This window comes from Paenibacillus sp. NPDC057934 (assembly GCF_042887565.1).
Classification (GTDB): Bacteria; Bacillota; Bacilli; order Paenibacillales; family Paenibacillaceae; genus Paenibacillus_AQ.
On sequence record NZ_JBHVPB010000012.1, the window covers coordinates 65,850 to 87,475 of the forward strand.

The 21,626-nt window shown below is 45.4% G+C and carries 16 protein-coding genes; 10 read left to right on the forward strand and 6 right to left on the reverse strand.

What is annotated here, in order from left to right; genetic code table 11:
* Nucleotides 1-151: 151 nt before the first annotated feature.
* From ACFVRY_RS24985 to ACFVRY_RS25000, 4 genes are all read left to right on the forward strand, one after another.
* On the forward strand, nt 152-991 hold the full coding sequence (locus ACFVRY_RS24985; protein WP_387502985.1) for an AraC family transcriptional regulator: 840 nt from the start codon (nt 152-154) through the stop codon (nt 989-991).
* 319 nt (nt 992-1,310) lie between these two features.
* Nucleotides 1,311-2,093, forward strand: a complete 783-nt coding sequence (locus ACFVRY_RS24990; RefSeq protein ID WP_387502986.1) for an SDR family NAD(P)-dependent oxidoreductase — start codon at nt 1,311-1,313, stop codon at nt 2,091-2,093.
* A 40-nt stretch (nt 2,094-2,133) separates the two neighbouring features.
* The gene (locus ACFVRY_RS24995) at nt 2,134-3,117 is read left to right on the forward strand and encodes an AraC family transcriptional regulator (protein WP_387502987.1); all 984 of its coding nucleotides are present in this window, start codon (nt 2,134-2,136) and stop codon (nt 3,115-3,117) included.
* 238 nt (nt 3,118-3,355) lie between these two features.
* Nucleotides 3,356-3,754: a hypothetical protein gene (locus tag ACFVRY_RS25000; protein ID WP_387502988.1), complete on the forward strand. Its 399-nt coding sequence runs from the start codon at nt 3,356-3,358 to the stop codon at nt 3,752-3,754.
* A gap of 93 nt (nt 3,755-3,847) precedes the next feature.
* Here the strand turns inward: ACFVRY_RS25000 and ACFVRY_RS25005 are convergent, their stop codons facing one another.
* Nucleotides 3,848-4,456 (reverse strand): nitroreductase family protein, encoded by a 609-nt coding sequence (locus ACFVRY_RS25005; RefSeq protein ID WP_387502989.1) that lies wholly within the window; start codon nt 4,454-4,456, stop codon nt 3,848-3,850.
* A gap of 184 nt (nt 4,457-4,640) precedes the next feature.
* Between ACFVRY_RS25005 and ACFVRY_RS25010 the strand changes: the two genes are divergently transcribed.
* Nucleotides 4,641-5,807 (forward strand): DUF4317 domain-containing protein, encoded by a 1,167-nt coding sequence (locus tag ACFVRY_RS25010; protein WP_387502990.1) that lies wholly within the window; start codon nt 4,641-4,643, stop codon nt 5,805-5,807.
* Nucleotides 5,808-5,890: 83 nt separating this feature from the next.
* On the opposite strand, the gene ACFVRY_RS25015 is transcribed toward ACFVRY_RS25010, so the two are convergent.
* Genes ACFVRY_RS25015 through ACFVRY_RS25025 form a run of 3 tightly spaced genes read right to left on the reverse strand, consistent with a single transcriptional unit; the run spans nt 5,891 to nt 9,950 of the window.
* Nucleotides 5,891-7,402 carry a sodium:solute symporter family protein gene (locus ACFVRY_RS25015; RefSeq protein WP_387502991.1) on the reverse strand — a complete coding sequence of 504 codons (1,512 nt, stop codon included), beginning with the start codon at nt 7,400-7,402 and terminating at the stop codon, nt 5,891-5,893.
* Between the two features lie 42 nt (nt 7,403-7,444).
* The gene (locus ACFVRY_RS25020; RefSeq protein WP_387502992.1) at nt 7,445-8,197 is read right to left on the reverse strand and encodes an SDR family NAD(P)-dependent oxidoreductase; all 753 of its coding nucleotides are present in this window, start codon (nt 8,195-8,197) and stop codon (nt 7,445-7,447) included.
* Between the two features lie 25 nt (nt 8,198-8,222).
* Nucleotides 8,223-9,950 carry a methyl-accepting chemotaxis protein gene (locus tag ACFVRY_RS25025; protein WP_387502993.1) on the reverse strand — a complete coding sequence of 576 codons (1,728 nt, stop codon included), beginning with the start codon at nt 9,948-9,950 and terminating at the stop codon, nt 8,223-8,225.
* Nucleotides 9,951-10,148: 198 nt separating this feature from the next.
* On the opposite strand from ACFVRY_RS25025, the gene ACFVRY_RS25030 reads away from it, so the two are divergent.
* The 3 genes from ACFVRY_RS25030 to ACFVRY_RS25040 all read left to right on the forward strand — a co-directional run bounded on the left by ACFVRY_RS25030 (nt 10,149) and on the right by ACFVRY_RS25040 (nt 14,478).
* Entirely contained in the window at nt 10,149-10,349 is a 201-nt protein-coding gene (locus ACFVRY_RS25030) for a hypothetical protein (protein ID WP_387503070.1), read from the forward strand.
* Nucleotides 10,252-10,974, forward strand: coding sequence for a peroxide stress protein YaaA (yaaA, locus tag ACFVRY_RS25035; RefSeq protein ID WP_387503067.1), 723 nt, complete (start codon nt 10,252-10,254; stop codon nt 10,972-10,974). Before ACFVRY_RS25030 ends, yaaA begins: the two co-directional genes overlap by 98 nt.
* Before the next feature lie 138 nt (nt 10,975-11,112).
* Entirely contained in the window at nt 11,113-14,478 is a 3,366-nt protein-coding gene (locus ACFVRY_RS25040) for a HEAT repeat domain-containing protein (protein ID WP_387502994.1), read from the forward strand.
* Nucleotides 14,479-14,605: 127 nt separating this feature from the next.
* Here ACFVRY_RS25040 and ACFVRY_RS25045 read toward each other — a convergent pair whose 3' ends face one another.
* Nucleotides 14,606-16,381, reverse strand: coding sequence for an ABC transporter ATP-binding protein (locus tag ACFVRY_RS25045; RefSeq protein ID WP_387502995.1), 1,776 nt, complete (start codon nt 16,379-16,381; stop codon nt 14,606-14,608).
* Entirely contained in the window at nt 16,368-18,143 is a 1,776-nt protein-coding gene (locus ACFVRY_RS25050) for an ABC transporter ATP-binding protein (protein ID WP_387502996.1), read from the reverse strand. Before ACFVRY_RS25050 ends, ACFVRY_RS25045 begins: the two co-directional genes overlap by 14 nt.
* A gap of 259 nt (nt 18,144-18,402) precedes the next feature.
* Between ACFVRY_RS25050 and ACFVRY_RS25055 the strand changes: the two genes are divergently transcribed.
* Nucleotides 18,403-19,104 (forward strand): ABC transporter ATP-binding protein, encoded by a 702-nt coding sequence (locus ACFVRY_RS25055; protein ID WP_387502997.1) that lies wholly within the window; start codon nt 18,403-18,405, stop codon nt 19,102-19,104.
* A 13-nt stretch (nt 19,105-19,117) separates the two neighbouring features.
* Nucleotides 19,118-21,604: an ABC transporter permease gene (locus ACFVRY_RS25060; protein WP_387502998.1), complete on the forward strand. Its 2,487-nt coding sequence runs from the start codon at nt 19,118-19,120 to the stop codon at nt 21,602-21,604.
* Nucleotides 21,605-21,626 lie beyond the last annotated feature (22 nt).

Here is a 21,626-nt window from a genome sequence, read left to right on the forward strand (position 1 = left end):
GGTCATTTTTGTTGTCAATTCGGCTCAATCGAACGAGCATTGGATTGTCTGGATGTCTTTGTGTTATCTTGTACTCAGATAAGGAGTGAGGTGAATGGGGTCAGTAATTAGAAAGGCTGTGAAGATGCCTCAGAGTATAGCTAGCGTTAGCATGCTGAAGTTGAAAGGATTATCGGTCATGGGGGCATGCGGCTATTCAGATATCAAGACCGGAAGGATGTATCTGCAGGACCATGTTTTATTGGTTGTTCTGGAAGGGGTCTACATCGTCCGATACGGTGAGCAGAAATATATGGTAAGGAAAAATGAAATGTTGCTTTTGCATAAAGGCATCGCCGTTGAGTATGAGAAGTATGGGGAAGCGGATTCAAGGCATGTCTTGGATTATGTGATGTTCTTTCTGAAAGATGAATTGCTTCACGAGTTTATGAAAATATCCAGTTTTCCTTCTTCCGAGTCTGTAGCGCCTGCTTCGACTGCTGTTCATTCGGTGAATGAGCGCCTGTTAAGCTATGTTGCATCAATCAAGCCCTATTTTGAAAAGCCTGAGACCATTCAAGACGAATTAATTAAGCTGAAAATGCTGGAGCTTCTATTTGATATATTAGATGCGGACAAAGGATTATTGAACCAAATTCTGCAGCTGAGACAGCAACGCCCTACAAGCATTGTAGAGGTGGTAGAGAAGAATCTGTTTAACCCCGTATCGCTTCAGGATCTGGCCTATTTGTCCGGAAGGAGCTTATCGACCTTCAAACGGGAATTTCGGAAGATCTATAATGAGCCTGCAATTCAATGGATCCGTAACCGTCGGTTAGAGAAGGCCAAGGAACTATTAACTCATTCGGGAATATCCATAACGGAAGTCTGTTACGCGACAGGATTTGAAAATGTCTCGCATTTCTCAAAAGTCTGGAAGAAGAAGTATGGGATACCCCCATCCGCAATGAGGCAGCGTAACTTTGCCGGAATTTCTTTTGTAGAGGGATAATATTAAGGTGCATTCGAATAGAACAATGCTGTTCAATGATCGGTTGAAGGAAGCTCAGGTTGCGCGAACAATACGATGGGTTTCTTAAAGGCACGGAATTGCCCTTCCGTGTCTTTTTGCTTTTCTATAATGGATTCCAACTCAACTTTGCGCTTATTAATTCCTTGCTGCCTAGGTTGGCGTGAATTGAAGGAATAATGGCGTGAAATGCCGTTAAAATCGCATGTGATAAAGAATATAATTCTTAACACAAGGTTAAGTTGAATCTATAGATGTGATCAAGACAAATTGCATCTGTGGAATAATAGGAGGATTAGACATGAATAGGAAAGTAGCGCTAATTACAGGAGCATCTAGTGGAACAGGAAGAGAATTTGCTCGAATTCACGCAGCAAAAGGCGGGGATCTTGTTATCATTGCGAGAAGAGAAGATAAGTTAAATGAACTCAAGCAAGAATTAGAGAAGAGATATAATATTAAGGTAAAAGTTATTGCTAAGGATTTAAATTTGCTTCAAGCACCTGTTGAGATTTATAACGAGGTAAAAAAGGCAGGAATACAGGTGGATTACCTCATAAATAATGCCGGATTTGGAGGACGTGGTTATTTCCACGAGCGTCCAATGGAATCAGATTTACAGATGATTCAAGTTAATATCGTAGCGCTGACTAGTTTAACGAGATTGTTTTTGCCTGACTTTGTAAAAAGAAATAGTGGGAAAATAATGAATGTATCGTCAACAGCATCACTTATGGCTGGGCCATTGCAAGCAGTTTATTATGCATCGAAAGCTTATGTTACGTCCTTTAGCAATGCAATAGCGCAAGAATTACATGGTACAAACATTACAGTGACAGCATTATTACCTGGAGGAATGGAAACAGAATTTGCTCAAGCAGCTGATTTGGTGAATACACCTTTGTTTGCTAAGACAGTAAGTCCATATGTTGTAGCAAAAAAAGGATATGATTCCATGTTAGAGGGGAAATTAAATGTCATCTCAGGGGTTTCAGCTTCTCAAAGAGTTATGATCGGAATGACACCGTTAATTCCTAAAAAGGTAATGTTGAAACAAATATATCAAATGCAGCAAAAAAAATAGTCTTTCATTTAAGCAGGAACGGATAATTAGGGAGGGGTACATGTCTAATAATAGAGTTTTAATGAACAGGAAATTTGCAGACCTAATAGAAAATGCCGGTATATCAATTACAGAGGCACTGAAAAAATCCGACCTGCCTGAAGATTTATTTAATCGTCAAATATCTTCATTAACAGTTATTGAATATATAAGATTTATGGAAGCCCTCAAAGAGCTGTCAATTGATGAGTGCACACCAATAAAGATTGGTACATTAGAAAGTGTGGAAACATTTTCTCCACCTGTTTTTGCAGCTTATTGCAGTAAGAATATGCTAATTTGTATGAAAAGAATAGCAACATATAAAAAACTTATAGGCCCGTTAGTCTTTGTAATTAACGAAAATATGAATGACATAACATTAGAGATGAGTTTTGAAAATGAAGAATATGAAACACCAGAGTTTTTAATTGCGGCAGAAATGGTGTTTTTAGTACAACTGATGAGAAATGCTACAAAAACTCATATTGTACCAAAAGAAGTGATGACACAGCATAAGCTAGATCATGATCATTATGATAGATTCTTTGGAGTAAGACCTACAACAGGATCAAGAAATATGCTGACGATATCCAAGCAAGATGCACTTCGTCCTTTTATAAGCCAAAATGATGCCATATGGGAATATTTCGAGCCAGAATTAAGAAGACGACTTAATGAATTGGATATAGATGACACTTATGCCGCTAGAGTTAGAAGTGCACTCATAGAGCTTTTACCGGCAGGAGAAGGAAATATAGATGATGTGTCATCAAAATTAGGCTGGAGCAAAAGAACACTGCAAAGAAAATTAAAGGAAGAAAACACATCATTTCAGAAACAGTTAAACCATACAAGAGAACTACTTGCAAGGCATTATTTGAAAAATTCGGATATGATCTCTGATGAGATAGCTTACCTCTTAGGGTATCAAGATTTAAATTCATTCGTAAGAGCATTTCATATATGGACGGGCATGACAATAAGCGAATATAAAAGAAAATAAATAAGGCTAGCCTTTTGGCATGACTTCGGATTGAATCGTCTGCTTATTCATTTCCATTACGTGTAACCCCTGCCTCTGGTAAATTAAGCATAAAATCAGTATAATAATTATACATCTGTCATTCCACAAGTTGGATTGGTTGTACAACCATCTTAGGGAGTGTACAGATATTTTCTATATTCTGGGCCAGTTTCACAATCTATGCTGAATTTAGAGCGCTTGAGGAAGGATGAGGTCTATGTATACATTTGATAGTCAATTACCTAAAACAACAACTTATTGGAAAGAAAATGGGATTTTTTATATTAAACATACAAGCTTTCGTGTAACCATTGAAGAAGCATATGCAATTTCGGAATTATTAAAAGCATCTGCTGGAGATCAAGACACAAAGGCAATTGTGATCGACAATCGTGAAGCTAGCGGAGTTTGGACACCAGAAGTTAATAAAGTTTGGGATGATACTACTGTTGGAATTAGTGATGGAAAACCAAAGAAGTTTGTTACATTAACGAATAGTGTCACAGCTGCAATGCAGATTAATCGGATTTCTAGAAGAACTGGTAATGAAAATATGTCTAAAGCGTTTTACAGTGATTTTAATGACGAGGTGAAGGCATTTATAAACGCAGAGTAGAAATCCCCACCTGAAATCTACGCACCCTTACATACACGTGAAAAATAAACGGTCTTCATCCATCGAGGATGAAGACCGTTTTTAAGTGGAGAATTATTTATAAGTTCCTTCGAAAACGACTTCGCTAAGCAATTTTCGGCCACTCGGGACCTCTCTCTCCTGAATCGGAGCAGGTAAACTACTTTTATCTCCTTGATAGCCAATGGCAATGACGGCATGAAGATCGTACTGCTCAGGCAAATTCAAGGCTGCTTTGGCTTGCTGGCGGTCGAATCCGCCAATGGCGTGCGTAGCAAGTCCTTTCAGCGTTGCTTCAAGTGCCAAATAGCCCCAAGCAGTTCCTGCATCAAATGCATGCGCTCCATTAGGATCGCCGTTCTCACGTTTGGTATCGGAAGCTACGAGAACGAGCACTGGCGCTGTGGACGCCCAAAGCTGGTTGAACTCGCCCAAGAACTGATGAAATACAGCCAATTGTTCCTCCGTCTTAGCCACTACAAACCTCCATGGCTGATCATTATATGAGGAAGGTGCCCAATGAGCGGCCGCCAAAACCGCATTTAAATCTTCTTCGGATACTTTGCGATCCTCAAATGCACGCGGCGACCAGCGGTTCAAAAACAATGACGATACACCGTTCTCATTGCTGCGGTAAGGCTGAACCTCTGCAGAAACCTCTTCTAAAATACGAGTTGAGCTCATTTATAACACACCTTTCCAATGGGTTTTGTTTAATTTGTTTTATTGTAACATGTTAAAATTGGCATGGCAAAAGATTTCTATTCATGGTCTAAAGTCATTCTAAGTTCGTCTTATATAGCGAAGGTTTTTTATATCATTTATACTGATAAGACCAATTTACTTCTTAGGAGTTGTTTAACGAATCATGATAAAGAAAGAAGTCGCGCATATACGTAAGCAATTTAAGCTGGATCACGATTTAATGAGTATTTACGATATTCTCAACGTGTATATTATGAAGGAAAGCAACGAAATCTATCATTGGGAGCGCCAACCGTTTGGACTCGTGGATCGAGAGAAGCAGGAGCTATACATGGGCAATTTTAAAAAGCTGCTGACCGGCGAATTGGATCAGAAGTTGTTCGAATTGAAGTTTCAAGCGGAAGCGGAGGAGCCGACGCAGGTAATGCTTCACCAAGCTTTAGTGACAGGTGATCCGGAAGAATGGCAGGACTTGATGCTGCTGCTGGTGGACAGAATGATGGCGGATACCCATTATGAACGGGATACGGTGGTCACTTTCGTTCGTGGACAATATTACCGGCCGACTAAAGATAGAAACGATGAAGCTGAGGAAAGCGAGAAGAACGAAATGTTCGCGCATCCGTTCATTTTATGTAGCGTGAATTCCACGGAGAAGCAACGGAAAGCTCTCTTATTTGATTATGTGGAGAAGGAATATAAATACAATGTCATTGTAGATCCGATCGTCAAATTAAGTACGCCGGAGCAGGGCTTCTTTTATCCGAGCGTGACGGACAATTATTCCGATGTGAACCGCATTCTGTATTGTACGGGAAAATCGAACTTTCCAGATCCGCATTTCATCGAGCAGGTCTTGAATGCCGAAAGATCTGTGACGGCACTGGAGGAGAGAGCTATTTTCGAAGATATCGTGAAGGAAGTGGCAGGGGAACAAATTGACGCAACCACCCTCGCACAGGTGTATGAGGAAATCTATCAGGTCATCGAGACAAATGAAGACCAGGAAGAACCTCCACGGCTCGATTATAAAGATCTGGAACGCGTCCTAACGGTAAGCGGCGTAGAGAATGTGACTTCGGAGAAAGTGGAACGGGCGTTTGAAACGATCGTCGACAATAAGCATTATGAGATGAAGGCGAGCAGCGTGATGCCGAAATTCACTACCAAATCGATTAAGATTGATACAAAGGTAGCCACGATTTCAATCAGTCCACAGGATTTAAAGTATGTGAAGCAGGTGAATTATCAGGGGAGACGCTGTATCTTGATTGAGGTTGATGAAGATGCCGTGATTGAAGGGTTTACGCTCACTACAGAGACGCTTTAGCCTCAGTTAAAAGGGCTGTTACCGGATCTTGAAGATTCGGTAACAGCCCTTCTTTTATTGAATTCATTTAAGATGACAGGTCTTTAAGCCTTCGCATGAGTGCTAAAACCGGAATTAATGTCATCCGTACCACTCACTTCATCCAGTGAAGCGTCCTTCTGTTTATTGAACATTTCGAGGACAGCAGGCGTTGCCGGGAAGATGAAGCTGAACAATACAATGGTAATGCCCGACAGAACCACACCGGAAATGCCCGGCATCATCCAGAGTTCCGTCACTAGACCAAAGAATCCAGTGGATTCGGTAGTCCATCCAGGTATCCCGGTGAAGGAAGTGATGATGTAGTAAAGCAGGCCGACGGTGATGCTCGCCCACACGGCAATGGTGGAGACTCTCCGCCAGAATGGACCTAGAACGAGCGGCCAGAAGACCGTAACGAAGATGATATCCCACGCGAGGTAAGCCAGATTAATGATCTGTTGAAAGTTAATCGCCAGGATGAAGCCGATAACGGCACTAACTGCAATTCCGATCCGCGAGACGCGAAGCAGCTTCTTTGGTTCAGGGTTTGTATTGATGAAATCCAGATAAATGTTCTTGGTGAACACCCCGGAGGAAGCGACGAAGCAAGCGGCTAGCGTCGACATTCCCATGGCAGCCAGCGCAGTCAGGAAGATCGCGGAGACTAGCGGCGGGAAGTAACCTTGTGCGAATGCCAGCATGAGATTCTCCGGATTCTGGCTACCTGGGTAAATAAATTTAAAGGCTTCGCCTAGCATGCCAGGAATCCAGCTAATTAAAATTACAATGACTCCGGAGATGATCATCCCCCGCTGGGCAATCTTCGGGTTCTTGGCTCCAGCTACCCGCTGTCCTAAGTCAGCCGCAGGAATATCGCCGAAGGCTAGGACTAGATACAAGCTCCAGAATGTAGCGCCGCCTTTATTGAATAGTGTACTCACGTTCCACCAATCAGGATGGAAGATGTTGTCGTGGTACGAGTAAATAACTGCGATGGTAATCCCCAGAATTCCCACGATGGAGAGAAGTCCTTGAATGACTTCCGTATAGGCAACTGCCCATAGTCCGCCAATGATGGAATATAGCGCCGTCAGAAGCACGAACAACAGGGCAGCCGGGATGAAAGGAAGATGGAAGATCGCTTGGATGATGTAGGTTCCTCCGACTGTCAGGGCTCCTGCATTAAAGAAGCCGAAAGCGACGGTCATTACAGTTCCTGAGTAAGCCCCCAGCTTCTTACTGGCATAGCGTAGGCCGTAATAGTCGGCAATGGTCCAGCCCTTCAATCTGCGTAGTGGCCGGGTCCAGATGAAGGCGCCAAGTACCATACATGTTCCAAGTCCGGCCATCGTTGCTGTTCCTTCGAAGCCGCCGGTGGTGTAACCAGAGCCGATAGCGGCGAAAAAGAACGGTGCGGCTAGCATGGCAGCGAGGAGACTGCCGGCTACCACGTAGAGCGGCATGCTCCAGCCTGCGACGAGCAGGTCTTCTGCGGTTTTGATTTTTTGGTACCCTTTGAAGCCGATGTAATAAATAAATATCAAGTAAATGAGAAATACAATAATAGCTGTCATGTTGTGCTCCTCCAGTGATTACCATGAGATGACTTGAGAGAATTAGTTCATTACACTGCCGCCATTGGCACCGAGCACTTGCCCTGTGTAGAAATTGGCATCATCGGAAGCAAGGAACAGAACGGATTTGGCGATTTCCTGTGGTTGTGCCAGACGCTTCAGCGGATATTTGGCCGCTTCTTCCTCTTCATAGCCTTCACCGAAGTCAGCGAGGATGTCGGTCAGTGTTCCACCTGGAGCTACGGAGTTCACGTTAATGTGCGGGGCAAGTTCCCGTGCCAAAGCTTTGGTGAAAGAAGTAATACCGCCTTTAGCTGCAGAATAATGCGTGAATTCTTCACAACCGAGACTCGCTAAGTCAGAGGAGATGTTGATGATTTTGCCGGCCTTATTGTCCCACATGCGGCGTGCAGCTTCCCTAGCATTATAGAAAGTTCCATATAAATGTACTTTAATCATCCGGTCCCACTGCTCATCGGTCATGTCACGGACCGTTACGGCCTGGGCAATCCCCGCATTGTTCACGAGTATATCCAGTGTGCCAAACAACTTGTCGAATGCCTCGAACATCTCATGTACTTGGGTGGAATCACTGACATCAGCGTGATGAATCTCGGCTTTAACGCCATAGGACTCGGCTTCTTTTTTCACTTCAAGTGCTTCCTGGTCATCGCCAATATAATTGATCATCACGTTCGTCCCGGCCTTGGCGAATTCGAGTGCCACCGCCTTTCCAATTCCTTTGCTTGCGCCTGTAATCAGCGCGTGCTTTCCTTTTAGTCCTGCATAACTCATCTGTGATCGCTCCTGTCTATTTAAGTTAAACTTTGAATTGTTGAATTAATTCCTGAAGTGACTGCGAAGTAAGGCTTAAAGATTCGGTAGCTTGGGCTACTTCCTGGATGAATTGCAGCTGGAGCTCGGAGGAGCTGGAGACTTGGTCGGAGCTCTTGGCAATCTCACCCGAGACATTTCTAAGCTCTGTCATCGAAGCGGTAACCTCTTCAGAAGAGGCGGAAATTTGCTGAGAAGACGCGGAGATTTCTTGCATTTGCATAGATACATTCTTGGTGGATTCGAGAATCTGATTGAAGGACTGAGATGCTTCTTTCATCAGTTCAAGACCTCTATGCACTTCCTCTTGTCCCTCTTGGGCTATGACCTGTGACTGCGTGGTACTCTGTGTAATACTTCCCAAATGTTCAGCAATTGTATTTGCAGAGCGGCCTGTTCTTTCAGCGAGCTTCCTGATTTCGGTGGCAACGACTGCAAATCCTCTACCATGTTCACCCGCACGCGCAGCTTCAATGGAAGCATTGAGCGACAGCAGGTTCGTCTGTTCTGCCACATCGGTAATCAGATTTGTCATTTCGTTAATCTCAATAATTTGGGAATTGAGTACTTGAATCACATCGGCAATGCGGGTAACGGATTCTGTAATATTATGCATCTGATTCTGCAGCCTATCTAAGGAGTCATATCCGTTCTGAGCACTAGCGGCCATTTGTTCAGATTCCTCTGAAGCGGAAGACGTGGATTCGGCAATACGCTGGATGCCTATCGCAGTCTCCTCCAGTACAGTTACAGTTTCTTCCGTAATTTTAGAATTCATCAGAGTCTTCTCAGCGATTTCTGTCATATCACTGTTCACTTTTACAGAGTAGGATTCAGTTTCTTGGGAACTAGCGGTGAGCTGCTGAGAGGAGGTAGCTACATGCTCTGAAGAGTCCTGGATATTCAAGATCAGAGTGCGCAGGCTATGTTGCATTTTGACAACTGCCGTATTAAGCTGACCTATCTCATCGTTTGAGTCGTAGCTCAGCGGACTGCTGCTTAGGTCTCCTTCGGCGATACGGTTAGACACATTTACAATAGATTTCAACGGCTTGAGTATCTTATTGATAGCGGCATAGATTACAAGAGCTATAATGATCAGACCAATAATTGTAATGAATAGCTGTTGATTTCGAGCCTGGTTGGATAGCTGATTGATGTAGTCAGCAGAATAGTCTATACCGATTACAGCAATAACTTTTCCATCCTGCTTAATGGGAGAGAATACGGTTCTCCATGTGCCGAACGGATCTTTGAATATATCAGTGACTTCGGATTTTCCGGTGGAGTACACCTTCTTAGCAGCATCTAAGTGGATGGGAGCAAGGTCCGCGAACAAAGCACCGGGCTTGTAGATATCATTCAAATTGGAAGTGTACGCTTGAGTGGTCACTTGATCATCCTTCAAGCTCCAAATATAACTCCAACTCATCACACCTTGATCTTTCTGTATTTGGTCAAGCTGTTTCTGTAGACTTGTGAAGTCAGGATTTCCTTCTCCGTTCTTGCTGAGTAGCTGACTAACCTGATCCGGATTAACCTGCATGCCGGTCAAGGTCCCTACACTAAGAAGCTCACTCTTCAAGTCATTCGATAGGTTGGTTTTAAGAATATTCAAGCTGAAATAGGTGACTCCGGCAAAAATTAAGACAACCATGACAATTACAATCATGGATACCTTATACTTTAAAGATAAATTCCTAACTTTTTCCACGATTTCCTCTCCTTTTAAATGATTCTCTCTCTTATGTATCGTTTCTCTTTTAGTTATCGACATTATTCTTCCTAATAATTAGAAAGGAAGGTCTAAACGTTGAAAATATCCCAGTATTCTTCTTGGAAGGAGAAAACAATAAGTATATTTAAATTCTCCCTTACAATAGACGGCAAACCTTTATGAGGGAGGCGATCTATGCCTACGAAGATTAAATATGATACGATAAGATATATTGAAATTCCCCGTGGGGGTAAGAAAAGGGAGCATCATGAGAATCATTATTTCGCCTGCCAAGAAGATGAAGAGGGACACGGATTTCTTGGATTGCCGCCAGATGCCGCAATTTATAAGCGAGTCACAGACTCTTTTGGCCTTATTACAAAAATTGAATTATGAAGAAGCCAAATCACTATGGAAATGCAATGATGCCATCGCCACACTGAATGTGGAGCGGATTCGGGATATGGATGTAACACGGAATCTTACACCGGCTATCTTTTCTTATGAGGGTATCCAGTACCAGTACATGGCACCTGGGGTACTTCAAATGGAGGAGCTTGATTATCTTCAGCAGCATTTACGGATATTGTCCGGGTTCTACGGAATCGTCCAGCCTTTTGATGGGGTTGTACCATACAGGCTGGAGATGCAGGCTAAGCTTAGCGGACCTGGATTCAGCTCAATCTACGACTTCTGGAACAGGAAGCTGGCGGATCAGCTATTTTCGGAGAGTGACATTATTCTGAATCTGGCCTCTAAGGAATACAGCAAGTGCATCTCCCCGTATGTTGGCGGAAACGTTCAAATGGTTAGCTGTGTCTTCGGACAGGAAATCGGTGGTAAGGTGGTTGAGAGAGCGACCCTGGTCAAGATGGCTAGGGGTGAAATGGTCCGCTTCATGGCGGAGCGGCAAATCACCTGTGTGGAGGATATCAAAGGCTTCGACGGGTTTGACTTTAGCTTTGATGATAAGCTGTCGGATGAGAATACGTATGTGTTTATACAAAAAAAGAATGAATAGAGTAAGGAGTACATTATGGGTAATCTTGGAGGCGGCTCTACAACCAGCTTCAGGGTTACCTTTATTTATAAAGGAAATGTATGGAAGAATAGAGAATAAAGTTTGGATGGAATAAGAACAGGTGTATTAGGAGGACTTATGATTTTCAAAAGAGATCCATTGGACAAACCGAGCTTACTTAAAGAATTGGATTCACTAGGCTATTCTGAAAGACTTAAAAAAGTAGCGGAATTAGGCCGTGATCATCTTGGATCTGCCCAGTACTCTCAATTACTGTCCTCATTGCTGGAGGATGGTGTGTATGAAGCGCGTCTAGCGTTAATCGGTGCCATTGCAACACAGGATACCGCTATTGTTCTATCAGGACTGCGTCATCCCATGGCAAGTATCAGAAATACGGCTGCGGGTCTTTTGGCAAAGGTAGCATCTGATGCTGATATTGTACGTGAGCTTCCCCATTTGTCACATGATTGCCGCCGCAAGCTACTGCACAGTATTTCACAGATTAACCGTCAGGAATTGGCGGAACGCTTATTGCCTGTGGTGTACGCCCGGTGGGGCGCGGAGGAGGCAGCAATTGTCCTGCAGGCCTGTAATACGGCAACGGTTAGACAATGGCTTGCTGATATTGGGTATGCCATCAAAGACTGGAAAAGATTATCCAGCAGGCATCTTGGCGTAGTTGCGGAATACTTTGTAACCACTCTAGAGAGTACGCCGCCGAGGGAAAAGGGAGCTGTCTGGTGGAGGTTCTCATCCGCTATGGAGCTCCTATGCAATCGGAAGGCAGATTTGGTATTGGGTTGTGCGATGAAGCATGGACCCGTGGGCAGTATACATCCTGCGTTAAAAGAACAACTTGGCACGCTCGTACGCCAAAATCCTAACGAGGTGTATCAGTTGCTGACTCAGACGGAGTCGCGGAGTGATCTGACTACTTATGGTGTTCCTGAAGGGGTTCTAAAAAGGAAAAAATATTTATCCATTGATCAATGGATTGACATAGCGAAATTACTCGCAGATCACCCTATACATTTAGCGAAGCTGCTTCGTAATATGGCACCTTCTAACCGCAAAGTCATTTTTGATGCCGTATATGAGGAAGATAAACGCCAAGAACGTATTTTTCCGGAAAGCTTACTCTATGTATTACCGCATGCCTTGCGTGACAAGGAAGCCACCCGAATGCTGGGCCTTCGTGAAATCAAGGATGACCCGGATCGAACCATCAGAATTACGGCTTGCCGATCCATTGTTCATTCAAGAGTGGGGCTTGAACAAGCAACACGGGTATCCAGCGCAGATCAACGCGGCACGGCGCTTATGCAGTTGATCAGAAGTACAGTTCTATCGAGACAGGGTATGAATGAGACTTTGGTGTACCTGGGCCGGATTCGAAATGAGCAGGACCCTGTTCGGGGATATGTGTTTAAAGAGCTTTCGGAAAGTCCTGCGTCTGTGTTCACGGATGACCATGTCCAAGAGCTTACTTTGCTAGTTGATAGTGTTATAGATGCCAGAGATACTTCCTATGGTACGAAGTTTTCCGTTCAACAACTGGCCTTTGCTATTCTGCGGCATAATGTGATGCATCCTCACGGTGAGCTGTTTAAGTTCTCTATGAATACGATCCAGAAACTGGCCAAGCAGGATGGGCAGCTTTCACTCCCATCACTCGAGAAGAATTTCCCCCGGGGAGTAGAAGAGATTATCTTCGAAGAAATGTATACATTAGCTGTACAAGCCAACGGGAGAGAAGACTACAATCTGGTGCTTAGCCTGGCTAGCTCATTCGGTAAAAGAGGTTATGGCATCATAAAACTTCAGAATCTGTTAAAGGAAGCAACGAGAGCAAAGGCAGATTCTACAGCTATACAAGCGGCCAGACATTGGCTCGCGCCACATCCAACGCGTGATGCCAGAGTTAAGGAATTATTGGCTTTGGATAAATCGTATATTACGATCCATGAAGTGTTCCAGCATCTGCATCTGAAGCGTCAAGAATGGCTGGATCCTTTTATTTCGGGGGCTGTTATTAAGGGCAAGTTCCTATCAGGTAAAACGATCTACCCTGTGCCGGCTACGGACGGATTCTATAAGTGGCTGCCGCGTCAGCAACAAGCATTAAGCTCCTTATTAGAAAAAATTGCGTTTGATGCCAAGCGCAACCTTTGGGAACGAGCAAGAGTGATTAAGATCATGGCAAGTATGCCTGATCTTGGCCCGGATAGGTTACTTGAGCTTGTACAGGATAAGGAGATAACTGTAGTAGAGGCTGCGCTGCATGCCCTTTCACTCATGGAAGAACCGGAGAAGGCACTTCCCATTCTAATGGAGAATCTGGATGGGGATCGGGCCCGTGTTGCCATGTACTCGATACCTAGATGCATCCGCAGAGTGAATCCGGTACTGCTGGTTTCTATGCTTAGGGAGCTGTTAGATCGGGATAAGCTCAAAATCACAGTAAGAAAAGAGGCCGTCCGGTTACTGGGAGCATATAGAAGCGAGGATAGCATTCCGCTATTGATGAACGAGTTCGAGAAACCAAACGCACACAAGGATGTAATCATAGCGATAGGGCATGCTGCGAAACAGCTTTTAGATGATGAACGTGCTTGGGATATTTTAAGCGCAATGGCTTCTTCATCAGTAAGTGACATCGCAGGAAGCTTATTATCTCAACAGCCTAATGCTCTTCCACTAGACTATAGAGCGCGCTATCTAGGATTAATCATTGAAATTTCAAGGCACCAGGATGCGTTTATTGGCAGATATGCTTTTATTTCTATGATGCGGTGGACCAATGGTAATGAAGGGGTTATTGCAGCTGCCACCGCTCGGGCTATTACGGAGTTAGAAGATAGCACCCGATGGGAATTTGCTATGAACACGCTGGTAGAAACCTGCCGCGATGGTGAGGTCAATGAGGTTGTAATTGATGTTTGTCAGCGACTGGCAGGTATGGCGATAAATAATGAATGGAATGCAACTACCAGAAGAGATTTGCCTCATCGACAGCGTCTCCTAAAATTGGTCGATCAGTTGGTATCTTATCCAAATATCACACGAATGCACTTAATACCTTTGTACACGGGTCTGATTGACTGTCTAGCAGTTGATGAGACTTTACAGCAAGCTGTGATGAAATTGTATATAGCGGCAATAGACTGGAATGAGGTAGAGGAATCTGCTGCTTATCTGAATTCTATGATTAACTGTATCTCAGATCAGCCCCAGCTATTAAGTGATGCCTATAAGCAGGTCGCGTATAATTTAGAAGAGAGTATAGGATACTGGAGTCCGGAGACTTTATTGGCAATTGTAGATGTGCTAGGGTCTGAAGGTAGGTACGAGTCTCAGTATATTGGACTTTCGCTGCTTGAAGTTGCCGGAAGTGCTCTATTATGGAGTCCAGAGTCTGCAGAGCGTTTGAGGTTGTACAGAAATCACCCGAACATCGCGGTTCGTTCACTTGCGCTAAATGTTTGGACAGCGATAGATTGACCATCGAGAATGGAACTATCTTTTTCCAGGAAAATAGTAAGCACCAAAAAAGCTCAGGCTGCAAATTAAGCCTGAGCTTTTTGGTGCTTGTTCAATTAAGCTCCTATCTTTAAGTTCCCATCTTCAATTATGCTTCTATCTTCTGCGCCGTATAGAGCCGGTGATAGAGTCCCTGCTTTGCGATCAGCTCATCGTGTGAGCCGCTTTCTGCAATGCCTTTGCCCGACACATACATAATGCGGTCGCAGTTTTTTACCGTAGAGAGACGGTGCGCGATAATGAACGAGGTACGTCCCTTGAGCAGTTCGTTCAGGCCCTTCTGAAGCAAGCGCTCCGTCTTCGCGTCGATGGATGAAGTAGCTTCATCCAGAATGAGAATACGCGGATCAGCGAGCAGTGTTCTTGCGAACGAAATGAGCTGCCGCTGTCCCTGAGAGAGCTTGGAGCCGCGCTCGTTAACTTCTGTCATATAGCCTTGCTCAAATTCCCGGATGAATTCATCCGCGCAAACGGCCTTTGCCGCGGCGATCACTTCTTCTTCGGTGGCATCCAGTTTACCGTAACGGATATTGTCTAGAATGGTACCGGAGAATATGAAGCTGTCCTGCAGCATGATCCCCATTTGGCTACGAAGGGACTTCAGTGTGATCTGCGAGATATCCTCGCCATCAATAAGAATCTTGCCACCGGAAAGGTTATAAAAGCGCGAGATCAGATTGACGACCGTTGTTTTGCCTGCACCCGTAGGTCCTACTAGAGCGATGCTTTCTCCCGTTTTGACCGAGAAGGAAATATTCTCAAGGATGTTGAGCCCTGGGTCATAGGCGAAGGTCACATTGTCGAAAGTGACATGACCTGCTACAGGCGGTAGTGTCTTCGCATCCGGGATGTCACTGACGGTAACCGGCTCATCCAGCGTTTCGAAGATACGTTCTAAGTAGGCAACGGCGTTGATGAAGTTATTGTACAGGTTGGAGAGATTCAGAATGGGCTGCCAGAAACGGGCAGCGTAGCTGCTCATCGCCAGAATGACACCAAGCGTCATGTCTTGGGGACTAAGTGTCAACAAACCCACAAGGAAAATCAATGATGTAATAATGGTGGATAAGTTATCGACTGCGAATGGAATCAGCATGTTATAACGCAGAGCCTTCATCCATTCCGTACGGAAATTTCCGGCCAGACGCGTGAAGATTCCCTCATTGCGCTGTTCCCTGGAGAACATCTGAGTTACACCAATACCACTGATACTCTCTTGTAGATAGGCGTTCAGATTGGAGCTTTTATTGGACACTGCCTGCCATGCCCGGCGCTGCCGGGTTTTGATCAGCAGCATGATACCAAAGAACACAGGCAATCCTGCCAAGATGACAAACGATAGCCGTACATCGACGGCGAACATGAAGGCAGCGATAAAGAGCAAGTTCACGATTTCCAGAATGAAGTTGATAATACCGTTCGACAACACATCTGAAACCGAATTGACGTAATTCACGACCCGTATGAGGATCTTGCCCTGCGGCCGATCGTCGTAATATTTGAAGGGTAATTCCTGCAGGTGCTTAAACAAATCGGTACGGATATCGAAAATGATATCCTGCCCGACACTTGTCATGATGCGTGATCGGATGGTAGCCAGATAAACGCTGACCACGATGGTCACAAGCGTCAGGGCAGACCAGCCGAGCAGCGCAAGTTTGTTTTTTGCCGGAATGGTCACGTCGACGACATGCTGCATGATCAGCGGAGCCGAGAGTGAGATGCCTGCTGAAAGAGCGCTGAGTACAAATGCTACAATCATAGGTGTTTTCTTCCGTTTGATATATACCATCGCACGCCGGAAGTGTTTTATGTTGAACGGCGATTCCAAATTTTCATCGACGTCGAATTTATTCCGTACCACTTTCGCTCACCTGCCTTCCAATACCCTCGTTCTGCAGTTTAAATACATCGTAATAGTAGCCTCGTTTTGCCAGCAGTTCGGCGTGGGTACCTTCTTCAATCAGCTTTCCACCATCCACAATGAGGATGCGGTCAGCCTGGGAAGTAGTAGACACTCGCTGCGCGATAATAATCTTCGTACAAGGATAATCGAGTTCGCGCAGACTTTTCTGAATGTGTTCCTCCGTCTCCAGATCGACAGCAGAAGTCGTATCATCCAGAATCAGGATTGGACGGCGAACCGCCAAGGCCCGTGCCAGTGCAATGCGCTGCTTTTGCCCCCCGGACAATCCCACTCCGCGTTCCCCAACAACGGTATCATAACCTTCAGGCATCTTGGTAATGAAGTCGTGTGCGGCTGCGAGTTCGGCATAACCTTTTGCATCTTCTTCCGGAAGATCAGGATCGCCATAGGCAATATTTCCGTCGATGGTATCGGAGAACAAAAGTACATCTTGGGTCGCCATTCCGATATTATCGCGGAGTTCATCCAGCTCCAGCTCTCGAACATCGATGTCGTCTACCAGCACACGTCCTTCGAATACATCGTAGAAGCGAGGGATCAAGTTGATGATTGTTGTTTTGCCTGATCCCGTCGAGCCCATGATCGCAATAGTTTCACCTGGTTCAACGGTAAAGCTAATATCGTCCAGCACGAGAGCGCTATCATATTTGAAGCGGACATGATCGAACATAATGCGGCCTTCATAACGGTGTTTCTCTATAGACGTGTGCTCGTTTACAATATTGGGCTTAGCATAATAGACATCGACGATTTTGGACAAGCTTGCGAAAAAGCGCTGAATATCGTTGATAATAATGCCGATGTTGCGCATAGGGTTAGATACGGCCCATATGAGCGAAGAAAAGGCTGTGAATTCTCCAAAGGTGATCCGGCCATCCATAAGGAAGAATCCACCGGCTAGCATAAGGACTACGTTGAAGCCTTGAGCGAAGGATTCCAGATAAGGAAAATAATCAAGCCATACGAGGGCGGCCTTTTTGTTCGCCGTGGAATAATTGACATTCTTCTCCGTGAATTTTTGGATCTCGAACTCCTCGCGGGCAAAAGCTTTGACTACACGGTTGCCTGAAATATTCTCCTGAGTAGTCGTGTTAAGCTGGGACAGTCGCTCGCGCAGGTCGATATACATGGGACGGACGCGTTTGGCGAATATATAAGCCACGATAAAGATTGGCGGTGACAGGATCAGCATCCACAGCGTCAGCTGCGTATCTATTGTGAAAAAATAGATAACAGCAGCAATGAAGATCGTTAACGATTCGATGATCGTCTTGAAAATCCATGCCATGGAGTGTCTGACCATGTCCAGATCGCCAGTCATCTTGGTCATAAGATCGCCTGTGCGGTTATGGTCGTAATATTCCCTGTCTTGCCCCTGGATCTTGTTGTACAGATAAACACGGATGTTGTACATCATATTTTGCGAGGACTTTTCATACTGCATGGTCGTAAAATAAGCGAGCCCTGTACGCAGTAGAGAAAATCCAATCATGCCCAGGCAGAGCATAATCAATAGTTGCCGTTCTTGTGTAAGATTCTGCAGCGCGTTGTCACCAGCTATAAACGTATCGACAATGCGTTGACTGATGTATGGGTTCACGATCATGAGACTTGAGCCCACCACCGAGAGGCAGAGCGCCATAATATAACGCGTCCGGTTTCCCTTTAAGTTCTGCCATAGCCATTTAAGCTCGAACATCTGATCACCTGTTTCTGATTGTTCTCTCACCCTTACCTGAAAAGAGTGGCTAAATCAAAGTGATTATAACATTATCAAACGCCTAAGTATCGATTGCGGAAATATTTTTCTTGTTACAATCGATGGAACTTTTTCAGAAGATCGTTTGTTCCTTGGTTTATAAGGTGATGCTAAAATGACCGAGTTTTTTTCTATAACGAGCATTGGATAGATGGTGAAGAGACGGGGCTTGGTTCGGCTAGAGATAGGAGGATGAGGAATGGGCTTTGTTACAGTAAAAGGGGAGTACAAACGTTACAAGATGGGCGAGAATATGATTGTCGCCAACGACGGGATTGATTTTGAGATTAATAAGGGGGAATTTGCGGTCATTGTCGGTCCAAGTGGGGCGGGCAAATCGACCGTGCTTAATATTCTTGGCGGGATGGATTCCGCTGACGAGGGCCAGGTCATGGTGGACGGTACGGATATTGCCAAGTATAGTGCCAAGGAGCTGACAGGCTACCGCCGCATAGATGTGGGTTTTGTATTTCAGTTCTACAATTTGGTACCTAATCTTACTACGCTGGAGAATGTCGAGCTTGCGTCCCAGATTTCCCCGCGTGCCTTGGATGCACGCAAGGTACTGGAGGATGTGGGACTGGGGGCGCGGCTTGATAATTTCCCGGCTCAGTTGTCCGGCGGTGAGCAGCAGCGTGTCGCCATTGCCAGAGCGTTGGCCAAACAGCCGAAGCTGCTGCTCTGCGATGAACCCACAGGCGCGCTTGACTACAACACTGGCAAGCAGGTGCTGAAGCTGTTGCAGGATACTTGCCGCAACACGGGGACCACGGTCATCGTAATCACGCATAATCTGGCAATTACACCGATGGCAGACAGGATCATTGAGATCAACAACGCTAAGGTAAGGAAAATGGTTACCAATCCTTCGCCGGTATCCGTTGACGATATCGAATGGTAGGGAGAAGACACTGATGAAAAAACACGCGTTGTGGAGTGATATTTTTCGTGAAATTTGGCGCACCAAGGCCCGTTTTATTTCGATTTTTGCCATCATTATGCTGGGCGTCAGTTTTTTTGCCGGGGTCAAGGCGACCGGGCCGAATATGCTGGATACAGCCGAAACTTTTTACCGGGAGCTGCGACTGATGGATTTGAAGGTGCAGACTACCTACGGCCTGACGAAAGACAACATAAAGCTGCTGAGTCATGTGCCAAGGGTTGAGGTGATCCAGCCAGGTTACAGCGCGGATGTGTTCACTGGCGACAAAGCTTTGGTACTTAAAGTCTACTCATATAGCAGCGAGAAAACATTAAATCAGTACGATATTATTAAAGGACATCTTCCCAAGCATTCGGGAGAAATTGTACTAGATGACCGGCTTGATGGTAAGTATAGGCTAGGGGACAAGATTACGTTCACGGGAAACGGTAAGGATGCCGAACTGTCGAACAGCTTCGGGGTATTGGATTATACCGTAGTGGGTTTTGTCCGAAGCTCCCAGTTTATCGAAAAGAAGAACCGGGGAACCAGCGGGATCGGCAAAGGTAAGGTAGATGCGTTTGCAGCCATCCCGGAGTCAGACTTCAAGCTGCCGGTGTATACAGAAGCGTATCTGTCCTTCACAGATACCTCCGCGGTGAAGGCTTATACGCCGGAGTATAGGGCGTTGATGAAGCAGCATACCAAAGCTGTAGAACAGACGCTATCCGGCGTGCCTAAAGCGCGAGTTGCGGAGATGCGGGTGGAAGGTGAGCGGAAGCTTGCAGAACTGGCGCTGCCCAAGATCTACGTCACTGACCGAAACGATAATCCGGGGTATGCCGAATATAAAGACAATGCTGACCGGTTGTCGGCGATTGCGAGCGCGTTTCCGGTATTCTTTTTCTTGATTGCAGCACTGGTCAGCCTCACAACCATGACGCGTATGGTAGAGGAGCAGCGGTTACAGATTGGCACGCTTAAAGCGATTGGGTATAGCAACCGTGACATTATAGCTAAATTTCTGGTCTATGGCACGCTTGCCAGTCTGGCCGCTTCGGTTGCGGGGCTCGCCTTAGGTTTTACCCTGTTCCCGACCATTATTTATAATGCATATAGTTCGCTCTATAACCTCCCGGATATTATTAAAAGGTTCTACCCTACGTATTCCATCATCTCCATCCTTGTGGCGTTAATATGCACTACTTTGACGGCCTGGATTGCTTCCCGGGTGGTACTACGCAGTAATGCTTCCATATTAATGCGTCCGAAAGCGCCGAAGAACGGGCAGCGGATTGTACTGGAGCGATTATCCTTTATCTGGAAACGACTGAGCTTTGTCCAAAAGGTAACCGCTAGGAATCTGTTCCGCTACAAGCAGCGGATGTTCATGACTGTGTTCGGTGTGGCCGGCTGTACGGCGCTGATCCTGACTGGATTTGGTCTCAAGGACTCGCTCGGCAGCATCTCAGGACGGCAATTCGGGGCGATTATGAAATATGATGTCCTTGTAGCTCTGCATGCAGATGTGTCCCCTGATGTAGTGGATGCCCATAAGAAGCTGATCACTGACGAATCTGCCATAACCGGTACGCTTGAAGTGGCGCAGGAAACGATGACCGCGCGGGCCAAGGGTATAAATGATCAGGATGTGAACCTGTTCATACCTGTATCCGTTGATTCTCTGGCACAATTCGTGGAGCTGAGGGACAGATGGAGTGGAGAAGGACGGAAGCTTACAGACAAGGGTGCTATAGTCTCGGAAAAGCTGGCTAAACTGTATGGACTTGAGCCTGGTGACTACTTGAACGTGTTGGACAAGGAGAACGAAACATTCAAAATACAGGTCGCCGGGATCACAGAGAACTATGTGATGCACTATGTGTATATGACCCCGGCGTATTATTCTTCCGTATTCGGGAAAGAGCCTGTGTTTAACACAGAGCTGCTTAACTACACTTTGAAGGATAAAGCCTCAGAGGATACATTCGGCGAAAAGCTAACGGATAGTGAGCGTGTTGCTGCCGTTAGCTTCTCCAGCAGTTTAGGCAATGCCTTCGACGACATCATGAAAAGTATGAATGTTGTGACCTGGGTGCTCATTGTGTCGGCTGCGGCACTTGCTTTTGTCGTCCTCTACAGTTTGACCAATATCAATGTGTCCGAGCGGTTCCGGGAGCTGTCTACAATCAAGGTGCTGGGTTTTTATGATAAGGAAGTAACGATGTACATTTACCGGGAAAATATTTTGCTAAGTGTAATCGGCATTGTGGCTGGATCAGGACTCGGCATTATGCTACACAGCTTCGTGCTGAAGACGGCCGAGCTAGATGCGACGCTGTTCGTCCCGATCATCAAGTGGCCCAGTTATATTTATGCCGCATTGTTAACGCTGTTGTTCTCGGGCATAATCATGGCTTTCATGCATGTCAAGCTCAAGCGGATTCATATGATTGAGGCGTTGAAGTCGGTGGAATAGAACAGTCCATGCCTTCCGTTCC